We start from the raw sequence: 9,512 nt of genomic DNA, 5'->3' as shown, positions 1-9,512 counted from the left end.
TCAAAGCGAACAATGCTATTATAATTCCTATTCCAATTGCCATTCGTGATTTCATTTTTCTAATTGGCTACAACGGTTTTGTATATGGCTCGTAGCGTGCAAAATAGCGATTATTTTCGGTTGAGCACGAGCCGAATTTTTTAATTTTCTTATTACCTTTTTTTATCAATAAGCCAAATTAAAAAATTTGGCGGACTTGCAAATAGGCCTTAACTTTGAATTAAGTAACTAATTAGCTATGAGCTATATACGTTGTTGTAAAACGTTATTCTTCACAATATTTCAATCATATTTTATTCGGCAATATTCAGTTTTTTAATTTCACTCGCTAAATAAATCAGATTTGTTTTTTTTCGCACAAATATTCTTTAGATTTTCAAATGCTTTACCGATTTGGTTTACATCCGAATCCGTAGTATATATTGTAACTTCGTCGCCCCAAGTTTCTGAAGTTCCGTAAAAAACGCTCTCTTTTTCAAAACGTATTTCTACTACACCAAAAATGCCACCACCAGTTTTATTTGGCGATATATAATACGCATCAATTAAATTAAATTTGGAAATTTTACGACTTGAGTTATTCCAACCATATCTATAAGAATATTCACATTCACATTTTTTTCTGTCTAATAATTCAAATTTAACTTCAACAATAGTTTGGTCTTCATAAAGTTTCACGTTGCTTTTGTCCAATTTATGAACTAAAAAATCAATAGAATCTTCGAAACTAATTGGATTAGTTCCATTTTTTGAATCCTTGCACCCAAACATTAAAGCCAAAAATAAAATGTATGTAATTTTTTTTCTCATAATGTCTCGTCCTGAAATATGGCTACAGGTTAAAAATTGATTTACGCTGTTAATTTGTATACCATATTTGGTGTTTTATAATTTAAAGATAAATGTAATCTTATTTCGTTGTACAGATTAATTGCATTTTTTGTTGCTCTCTTTGCGTGTTGTAGGCTATCAAAGGTTTGGTCGAGATAGAACTCGTCTTTTAAGATGCCATTTACACGTTCAGCGATTGCATTTTCGTAACAATGATTTTCTTCTGTCATACTAATACCAATGTTGTTTCTTTTTAGTATTTGTGTGTATTGATTGCTGCAATATTGTATTCCTCTATCGGAATGATGTATAAGTCCAGTAGTGTCTTTAGCTTGATATAAAGCTTTATTTAAAGCTCTCTCACAGCCTTTTAACTCTAGACTATTACTGATGTCGTATCCTACTATTTTACGGCTGTGCATATCGGTAATGAGTGCTAGATAGCAAAATCCTTTTATAGTTCTGATATAGGTAATATCACTTACCCAAACTTGGTTGGGCCTTGTTACTTCTAGATCTTTAATGATGTTCTTGTACTTGTAGAACCTGTGCAATGAGTTCGTTGTTCTTGAGCTGTATTTCTTTCTAAGTGTAAGCATGTTGTGTTTTCTAAGAATGTTGAATAAGGTGTCCCTACCTATTTTTAAATTGGCATTTGTAAACTCTTCATCTAGTGATTTGGTAAGTTTCCTGACACCTTCTCTAGGAAGGGATCTGCGCCTGTTCTTTACTATAGCTACAATCTTTTTCTCTGTCTCTAAACGTTGGCCTTCTCTACGTTTGTATTTGTAGTAGGCATCACGTTTAAGTCCAAAACAAGCAGTTATAGTAGTTAGAGAAACAGATCCCTTTGACTTTTCTCTAGCTTTGATTAAGGCTTGATACTTAGTTTTTTTTTTAGTTCCAGAACCGATTTGTATCCAAGTTGTTCTGCGGCCACTTCGAGATAAGAGTCGTCTATGAGAGCATCCATATCCTTTTTCAAAAGAAGTTTTTTAAGCTGTTCAATCTCTTTCTGAAGTTGCTTGATGCGAGTTATTTCGTCTTTAGTTTTCACGGTTACTCTGGTGTTCATTAGGTCTTTTCTGTTGTACTTCCTGATCCATTCATTGATGGTAGTTGGTGCAATACCGTAAGCTTTGCCCAGTTGATACTTATTTAGTTTTCCTGTTGTAAGTTCGTCTAAAATTTTCAGTTTAAAAGGTTCTGAATACCGTCTGATTACTTTGTCATTTTTATACATAATGTTTGAAATTATGTAGCCTTTATTCAGGACGGGTCATAATGTTTTACAACGGTCTTGTATATGAAAAGTAGCGGATTTTACGAACTAACTTTTCAGATTATAACAGACCTTTAATTTATTCATTTTCTTTCGTTTAAGCGATTAAACCGCTATTTTTTATATACATTGTTACCCACAGTTTTTATTCCGCATTTTGATAGGATTCCATCAGCCACTTTTTTAGTTCGCTATCAATTTCGCTGACATTCGATAACTTAACTCTGTGTGTACACATTGTTCCAAAAGGTCCTGAATTTCCAAGTCTGTCTGTTGTCGGTTTGTCTTTGAGTTTTAACCCTAAATCGATTCTTGTTTTGGTCGCAGGTTTTATTAATGCAAATTGTTTTTTCCTGATTACGCTTACGCTTGTCTTTTTTGGTGTGATTGTAACATCTTTTCCAAATTCTTTTACGACAGCTAACAGGTTTTCATAAATCGGAATTAAATTTTCTTTGCCTTTATATTGGTTTTCAACAAGGTCGGTTGGTGTTTCATTTTCTTCTTTTGACAATGCGACAATCGTATTCGCAAATCCATGTGTTACATTGTGTTCTTTTTTAAGAAAGTTTACTGCTTCTGAATGTTTGGCAAAAGACTTTGATTTGAGCACCTTTTTCCATTCACTCAAAGATTTGCCCGTTTTTTCAGGCATATTGTCAATCATTGTTTGAAGTGCTTTGTCCATATTATTCCTTTTTTGAATTTGTATCTGTTTCTAAATACAAAATTAAGTTCATTAATAACTTTTCGTTAGCAGGTATGAAATATTCCATTAGTGAAAGATATTTAGGGTTGTTCTTATATCCAATTCCGTACGATTTTACACTTGTTTTTCCTTTTTCGGTTTCGTCAAAGTAGATTACATTATAAAAGTCTTTTGCCTCTTTTTTCATAAATTCCGGAAAATTGTCGGTAATCTCAGCTTGAAGTGTAATCAGCTTTTTGGGAACGTAATTAATAATATGTGTTACGATTGTTGTGCTGTCTCCAATTTTTCCTGCTTTGTTGTAATTCGTTTTTATAAATCCACCAACTTTTAAATCAATTTCTGCGAGAGGAACGGCCCAACTTTCCCAACCTTTTTTCGTTGTATAAGCATTCCAAACGGAATCGATTGGTGAATTGACTGTAAATTCTTGAATTAAAACTAACTCTGGTGTTTTGGTCGAATCAATTATTGATACAACTCTTTTTTCTTGTCCGAATGTTAATGAAGTCAAAAAGACTACAAAAAGGATAATCAGTATGTTTTTCATATCGGTTTTTTTGGTTGTGACGATTTTTTTTCAAATTGTGGGTAACGGTTTTGTGTATGGCTTGTTGCGAGAAATCCGCTAGGATTTTCCGCCGTGACCGAAAGATAACAAATTGCAATGAATTCCGATTAGGAATTCAGCCGCAATGAGCTATACACGTTGTTACCACACGTATTTTAATTTCCATTTTTCTTTTTTTCTTTCGGTAGTTTTGGTGGTGGCGGAAGTTTTGGTAATTCAGAATTTTCAGATTCCAATTCTATTTCCTCCATTTTTGATTTAGTAACTATGTTTATGTTATCAACTAATATATTCTCACGATTTATAAATCGAATGTAGATTTGTCCGAACGATTTTCGAGTTTCTGCATTGCGAAAATCAAACCTATAAATTAATGGGCTTTCATTCATTAACGATAAATAATAAGTGACATCTAATTCAGATTTGTCAATTTCGGATTCAAATTCCGCAAGTTCAGATTTGAACTTATCTAAATCATCGCCCTCAAACCATTCCGTTAGATTCGATTCAGCTGTTTTGTCAATTAATAATCTCCCAATCTTTTCACATTGGATTGTAAAACGAGCAAATTCCGATTGAAACATTTTTCTTTTCTCTTGCGAGAAACTGTTTATCGAAATCAAAAATATTGTAATTAGTATGCTGTTTCTCATATGTGTGGTAACAATTGGATATACGTATTACGTATATCTACATTATACGTCTAAGATAACAAATCTTTTATTTCACCAAAGGTTTTGTTTGCAACATGAGTATAAATTTCCGTTGTTTTGGTAGAATTATGCCCTAGTAACAATTGAATATGTCTCAGGTCTGTGCCCTCTTCTAAAAGATGTGTGGCAAAACTGTGCCTAAGCATATGAGGTGTTACTTTTTGTTTTACTTTAGCTCTAATTGCCGCTCTTTTCACTATTTTTAGTACGCTCGAAGCACTATACTTACCACCCTTTGGGCTTTCAAAAAGGTGTTTTTTGGGTCTGTACTCTCTGTAGTAATCCCTAAGGTCGGTTAAAAGACTAGGACTTAAAACCGTTAATCTGTCCTTACATCCTTTGGCACCTCTGATGTTGATTACCATTCTTTTACTATCAATATCCGTTGTGCGTAACTTCAAAAGTTCACTGCGTCGGAGGCCTGAAGAATACAATAGGGCGACAATACATCTGTGCTTTATATTGCTAGTACAGTCGATCATTCTCAAGACTTCCTCTTTAGAAAGAACTTTGGGCAGTGTCTTTTTCTTTCTGGGCCGTTCTATGGAGTAGAAGCGGTTGGGCATACCAAGGACGGTTTCGTAATAGAACTTTATACTATTAATCATGAGGTTCACATGAGAATCTGAAACCCCTTCTTTTATCATAGACTGCAGGTATTTTCTAATATCTGCTTCGTTTATTTCATTAAGTTCCTTGTCCTTGAAATGGTTGATAAAGGATTCAAAGCTCGAAACGTAATTTTTAACGGTATTTGCTGAATACCTTTTCAGTTCAAGTTTAAGTAGGTAAGATTCTGGGCATGGTTTGTAACCTTTCTCAAGTGTTCTATTCCTATACCTGTCCAGTTTAATGACGGGATTGTTGTCGTTAACAACTTTTTCCTGAAAAAAATAGTTACCATTAACCCAAGCCACTCCGTGAAACGTTTTGAATATCAGGTCTATATTAGACTTTCGATTAGGGAGGTAGTACATAGCGAACTCGGCGCTCCAAGAAATGTTTGGTATAGCCTCAATAAGAGCATGCAATACTTTATCGGAATTGAATTGGATGCCGATGCATTTTCTCTTGTTTATCAAAAGATGTTTTAAGGTGACGGTTTTACGTAATTCCATTTTTTTCTTGTCAAATTATATAAACTTAAAAATATAAGCCGTATTTTATTCGAATAACTTGCGTATAGGATACACTTAAATTCAAGAAATGAATAGATTACAAGAAGAATGTCTCAATTGTGGTAAAAAACTGACGGGCAGGATCGACAAAAAATATTGCGACCCAAGGTGTAAGAGTGCGCATCAGTACAAAGTTGAAAGGGAACGCCCAGAACGGTTCTACAATAAAGTAGATAATCAATTACGATTGAATCGAAAGATTTTAAAAGAGTATAACAAGGCAGGCAAAGCGGTGGTTAGGCAATCAATACTAGAAGGGGAGGGATTTGACCCAAAGTTCTTTACGCATTATTGGAAGAACCAAAAGGGTGATGTTTATCTGTTTGTCTATGAATACGGTTTTTTGAGAAAGAAAGAAAACGGAAACGATAAGTTTGTCCTAATCAAATGGCAAGATTACATGAAGAAATAAATCCGCTTTAAGCAGAAATTTTGTTACTTTTGAACAACGAAATTTAATGTTGAACCTCAACATCAAACTGCATACGATTTGCATACGAAAGTGCATACGTTTTTGTAAAATAGACCGCTGGGAACCCTTGTAAACAGGGAGTAAGAAATTTGTACCTCGAACTCATAACCCGAAGGTCACTGGTTCGAGTCCAGTTCCCGCTACTAAATGAGACTCAAGCAGCTTTTCTGTTTGGGTCTTTTCTTTTTTACACCTTTTATAACTCATATAATTCAATAGGTAAATTGTCTGGATCATTAAAGAATGTGAACTTCTTGTTGGTAAACGGATCTATTCTAATACCTTCATGTGTAATTTTTTTTGAATCTAAGTATTGTAAACTTTCTTCTAAATTATTTACACCAAAAACAATATGACGTAATCCTGTCGCTTCTGGTTGCGATACGCGTTTTGGCGGATTAGGAAACGAAAACAATTCTATTACATATTGATTGTTTAAAGTCAAATCTAACTTGTAAGAATCTCGGTCTTTACGATAGACTTCATGTTTTATGCTAAAACCAAGTATGTCTGTATAAAATACTTTTGACACTTCGTAATCTGAACAGATAATGGCAATATGATGAACGGATTGTAACTGCATTATGAATTGAAATTTGGTAAAATGATTTCGGAAATTTTATCTATCGCTTCATCCAAAGGTGTATCCGATTTTCGTAAATGTAATGCCATGTGGTTTACACCTGCTTCTTCGTAGGCTTTTAATAATTCGGTTAAATGATTAATACCAATTGCACCACCAAATCGATGTGGTTTAAATGTGGCATTATCATCTTGTAACAGATTTAAATGAAATGCCGAAATATAAGGCTTGCAAGCCTGATCTGTATCGTATAACGCTTCGCACCATCGTTTACGGTTTAAATAGGTTTCTTCTGGTGTTCTTGGATAATTAAACCAACCATTAGCATTTTTGGCAATCCACTCGAGACTTTGTCCGGAATGTCCTGCAACGACTAGCGGAATTTGATGTTTTGGCTTTGGGTACACGGCAACACCTTTATTTAAAAAAGGATATATGGTAGATAAATCGCTGTTGGTTTTCCAAGCCTCTTGCATAATGTTTAGATGATCTCTAAACAATTTTGGTCGCTCTTGATAATCAATACCATACATAGGAAACTCAACAGGTCTATCACCCAAACCTAAGCCCAAAATAAGTCTGCTGTCGCTTAGATGTTCTATGGTTGCAGTTGCTTTTGCTAGTTTTATAGGTTGATGTAATGGTGAAACTATTGCAGCTGTACCTAACAATACATTTTTAGTTGCGGCAGATAAATACCCTAAATAACTTAAGGTGTCAAATAACTGTGCACCATCACCAAAATTAGGATCATAAACAGGTACTTCTCTAATCCAAACTGCAGCAAAACCAGCCTTATCAATTTGTCTAACATACTGTAAATGCTTACTGATATCTGGCACGCCAAATGGTCTACCGTCTTCCTTTCGTTTTTTATCGCCTTCTAAAGACCAATCGTTATCTAACGGAAACTCAATACCAAGCGTCATTTTACCTGGTGTGTAGAGTTTATCAAAATTTTTCATAGCAATTTTTTGAATTCAATAACATCAGGTAACTATACAGCTACCTGATGTTGTTCTATTAAGCATTCCAGATACTGTCTGCGGTATATGGACCATTCTCAACTTCCCAAAATGTACCATCTATAAAACGATGATGTTTATCTAAAGCTTCAATACGTTTCATATCGTCTTCTTTCAATTCAAAATGAATGGTATCAAAGTTTTCTTGAAGACGTTTTGGGTTAACCGATTTTGGTATTACCGAAACACCACGTTGTATATCCCAAGCTAGAAGTACTTGTGCTGCTGTCATGTTATTAGCAGTTGCGATTTCGTTAATAGTTTTGTTTTTCAACAGATTTAAATCGTCATCTTCATTTGCACCAGAACCAATTGGCGCATAAGCCGTCATGTGAATGCGGTGTGCTTTAGCGAATTCTAACAGTTCGTTTTGTTGTAAAAACGGATGCACTTCTACCTGAAGCATTTCTGGTAAATGTTTAGCATGATCAATAATATCTATCAAATCATTTTGGTTGAAATTACTCATCCCAATATGCTTAGTTAAGTCTTGCTCTAAAGCATCTTCCATACCTTTCCAAGTGTCCGTAAGTGGTTTGTCTTCTAGCGGAATAAATTCTTCTGCTTTTTTAGGAAACTCAACACCTTTTTTAAAGGCAACTGGCCAATGGATAAGGTATAAATCTAAATAGTCTAACTGTAGATCATTTAAGGTGTTTTGTAACGCCGGAACAACATTTTTTCTTCCATGAGAATCGCTCCATAATTTTGAAGTAATCCATAAGTCTTCACGTGTAACAATACCGCCTTTAATGGCATCTGCGATAGCGTTTCCTACTTCTTTTTCGTTACCATAAACTGATGCACAATCAATATGTCTATATCCAATTTTAATAGCTTCGTATACCGACGTGTACACTTCGTTAGGTTCTGACCTAAAGGTACCAAGACCTAAAATTGGCATTTCGTCATTATTTCTAAATTGTAAGGTTTTCATGGTTTTAAAGTTTTTCTTTTTTGTATAAAATTAAAGTGATTAAAAAGCCGACTATTACTAAAATACTACCAACCCAAGGTGTTGCGCCAACACCAAGCGAAGATTCAACAATAAGTCCGCCAACATAAGCACCAATTGCAATACCTACATTAAAAGCTGCTATATTTAAAGCTGATGAAACATCTTCGGTACCAGGTAAATACTTTTCTGACATTTTCACTACATACAATTGTAATGCTGGTACGTTAGAAAAAGCTAATATGCCCATAAAAAATAGCGTAACTACCGACCATATTTGGCTAGATGCTGTAAAATAAAGTATAAATAATACTATAGCTTGTAAGGCAAACATTACCATTAAGGCTTTTCCTGGTTTTTTGTTAGATACTTTACCGCCAATAACATTTCCTAACGCTATTGCGATACCGTAAACTAGTAATAAAACACTAGTCATATTTGCTGAAAAACCAGTAACTTCTTCTAATAAAGGTGCTAAATAAGTAAAGGTTACAAAAGTACCACCATAGCCTAAAGCTGTAATAGCAAGCACCAGTAAAATAGAACGGTTTTTAAGTACTTTTAACTGATCTACAATACGCAGTGGTTTTGATGATTTAATTGATGTTGGTACCAAAAAGTAACTTGCTACCGCACCAATAATTCCTAAGATAGCAACACCTATAAAGGTGGCACGCCATCCAAAATTTTGCCCTATATAGGTTCCTAATGGTACACCTGTAACGATTGCTACAGTTAAACCTGCAAACATTATAGAAATGGCAGAAGCACGCTTATCTTCTGGTACTAAACTAGCTGCAATTGTTGAGCCTATTGAAAAGAACACACCATGCGTAAAGCCTGTTAAGATTCTAGCTAAAATTAGTAAGATAAAACTTGGTGCAATAGCTGCCAATCCGTTACCAATTATAAATAAAAGCATTATAGCTATTAGCAGTCGTTTTCTTGCAACTTGACTTGTTAATGCAGTTAATACTGGCGCTCCAATTGCAACACCAACTGCGTATAGACTTACTAATAAACCTGCAGAGGATATTGAGGTGTTTAAATCGTTTGCTACTGTTGGCAGTAAGCCAACAATAACAAACTCTGTAGTTCCTATACCAAATGCACTTATGGTTAATGCCCATAATGCGGCTGGTAAACTTTTACGTTTAGATTTAGCTCTTAGAGTTGCTGTTTGCGTTTTCATT

General features: G+C 34.5%; 12 protein-coding genes. 1 reads left to right on the top strand and 11 read right to left on the bottom strand.

Annotated features, from left to right (window positions below):
- Window positions 1–321: 321 nt before the first annotated feature.
- The 7 genes from V1468_RS13965 to xerA form a co-directional block, all read right to left on the bottom strand.
- Window positions 322–810, bottom strand: a complete 489-nt coding sequence (locus tag V1468_RS13965) for a hypothetical protein (protein WP_331810840.1) — start codon at window positions 808–810, stop codon at window positions 322–324.
- Window positions 811–851: 41 nt separating this feature from the next.
- A complete protein-coding gene (locus tag V1468_RS13960) occupies window positions 852–1,703 on the bottom strand; it encodes an IS3 family transposase (protein WP_331810841.1) in 852 nt (283 codons plus the stop codon).
- Window positions 1,703–2,074, bottom strand: a complete 372-nt coding sequence (locus V1468_RS13955; RefSeq protein ID WP_331810839.1) for a transposase — start codon at window positions 2,072–2,074, stop codon at window positions 1,703–1,705. Before V1468_RS13955 ends, V1468_RS13960 begins: the two co-directional genes overlap by 1 nt.
- A 184-nt stretch (window positions 2,075–2,258) precedes the next feature.
- The gene (locus V1468_RS13950; RefSeq protein WP_331810838.1) at window positions 2,259–2,801 is read right to left on the bottom strand and encodes a DUF4287 domain-containing protein; all 543 of its coding nucleotides are present in this window, start codon (window positions 2,799–2,801) and stop codon (window positions 2,259–2,261) included.
- Between the two features lies 1 nt (window position 2,802).
- Complete coding sequence (locus tag V1468_RS13945; RefSeq protein ID WP_111126180.1) at window positions 2,803–3,372, bottom strand: SRPBCC family protein; 570 nt, start codon at window positions 3,370–3,372, stop codon at window positions 2,803–2,805.
- Between the two features lie 176 nt (window positions 3,373–3,548).
- Window positions 3,549–3,977: a hypothetical protein gene (locus V1468_RS13940; protein WP_331810837.1), complete on the bottom strand. Its 429-nt coding sequence runs from the start codon at window positions 3,975–3,977 to the stop codon at window positions 3,549–3,551.
- Between the two features lie 119 nt (window positions 3,978–4,096).
- A complete protein-coding gene (gene xerA / locus V1468_RS13935) occupies window positions 4,097–5,083 on the bottom strand; it encodes a site-specific tyrosine recombinase/integron integrase (protein WP_331810836.1) in 987 nt (328 codons plus the stop codon).
- Window positions 5,084–5,312: 229 nt separating this feature from the next.
- Here xerA and V1468_RS13930 point away from each other — a divergent pair, with 229 nt between their 5' ends.
- Entirely contained in the window at window positions 5,313–5,696 is a 384-nt protein-coding gene (locus tag V1468_RS13930; RefSeq protein WP_331810835.1) for a hypothetical protein, read from the top strand.
- A gap of 256 nt (window positions 5,697–5,952) precedes the next feature.
- Here V1468_RS13930 and gloA2 read toward each other — a convergent pair whose 3' ends face one another.
- Genes gloA2 through V1468_RS13910 form a run of 4 tightly spaced genes read right to left on the bottom strand, consistent with a single transcriptional unit; the run spans window position 5,953 to window position 9,511 of the window.
- Window positions 5,953–6,339, bottom strand: a complete 387-nt coding sequence (gene gloA2, locus V1468_RS13925; protein WP_331810834.1) for an SMU1112c/YaeR family gloxylase I-like metalloprotein — start codon at window positions 6,337–6,339, stop codon at window positions 5,953–5,955.
- Window positions 6,339–7,304 carry a TIGR03571 family LLM class oxidoreductase gene (locus V1468_RS13920; protein WP_331810833.1) on the bottom strand — a complete coding sequence of 322 codons (966 nt, stop codon included), beginning with the start codon at window positions 7,302–7,304 and terminating at the stop codon, window positions 6,339–6,341. The genes gloA2 and V1468_RS13920 overlap by 1 nt, the downstream gene beginning before the upstream one ends.
- Window positions 7,305–7,362: 58 nt before the next feature.
- Window positions 7,363–8,301 (bottom strand): aldo/keto reductase, encoded by a 939-nt coding sequence (locus tag V1468_RS13915; protein WP_331810832.1) that lies wholly within the window; start codon window positions 8,299–8,301, stop codon window positions 7,363–7,365.
- A gap of 4 nt (window positions 8,302–8,305) precedes the next feature.
- Window positions 8,306–9,511, bottom strand: a complete 1,206-nt coding sequence (locus tag V1468_RS13910) for an MFS transporter (protein ID WP_331810831.1) — start codon at window positions 9,509–9,511, stop codon at window positions 8,306–8,308.
- Between the last annotated feature and the right edge of the window lies 1 nt (window position 9,512).

It is taken from the genome of Winogradskyella poriferorum (genome assembly GCF_036553625.1).
Taxonomy (GTDB): domain Bacteria; phylum Bacteroidota; class Bacteroidia; order Flavobacteriales; family Flavobacteriaceae; genus Winogradskyella; species Winogradskyella poriferorum.
This window is presented reverse-complemented; position numbering and strand designations above follow the sequence as displayed.

Coding starts and splice junctions, on each gene's coding strand:
- V1468_RS13965 (WP_331810840.1), bottom strand. CDS start 810: ATGAGAAAAAAAATTACATACATTTTATTTTTGGCTTTAATGTTTGGG.
- V1468_RS13955 (WP_331810839.1), bottom strand. CDS start 2,074: ATGTATAAAAATGACAAAGTAATCAGACGGTATTCAGAACCTTTTAAA.
- V1468_RS13950 (WP_331810838.1), bottom strand. CDS start 2,801: ATGGACAAAGCACTTCAAACAATGATTGACAATATGCCTGAAAAAACG.
- V1468_RS13945 (WP_111126180.1), bottom strand. CDS start 3,372: ATGAAAAACATACTGATTATCCTTTTTGTAGTCTTTTTGACTTCATTA.
- V1468_RS13940 (WP_331810837.1), bottom strand. CDS start 3,977: ATGTTTCAATCGGAATTTGCTCGTTTTACAATCCAATGTGAAAAGATT.
- xerA (WP_331810836.1), bottom strand. CDS start 5,083: ATGTACTACCTCCCTAATCGAAAGTCTAATATAGACCTGATATTCAAA.
- V1468_RS13930 (WP_331810835.1), top strand. CDS start 5,313: ATGAATAGATTACAAGAAGAATGTCTCAATTGTGGTAAAAAACTGACG.
- gloA2 (WP_331810834.1), bottom strand. CDS start 6,339: ATGCAGTTACAATCCGTTCATCATATTGCCATTATCTGTTCAGATTAC.
- V1468_RS13920 (WP_331810833.1), bottom strand. CDS start 7,304: ATGAAAAATTTTGATAAACTCTACACACCAGGTAAAATGACGCTTGGT.
- V1468_RS13915 (WP_331810832.1), bottom strand. CDS start 8,301: ATGAAAACCTTACAATTTAGAAATAATGACGAAATGCCAATTTTAGGT.
- V1468_RS13910 (WP_331810831.1), bottom strand. CDS start 9,511: ATGAAAACGCAAACAGCAACTCTAAGAGCTAAATCTAAACGTAAAAGT.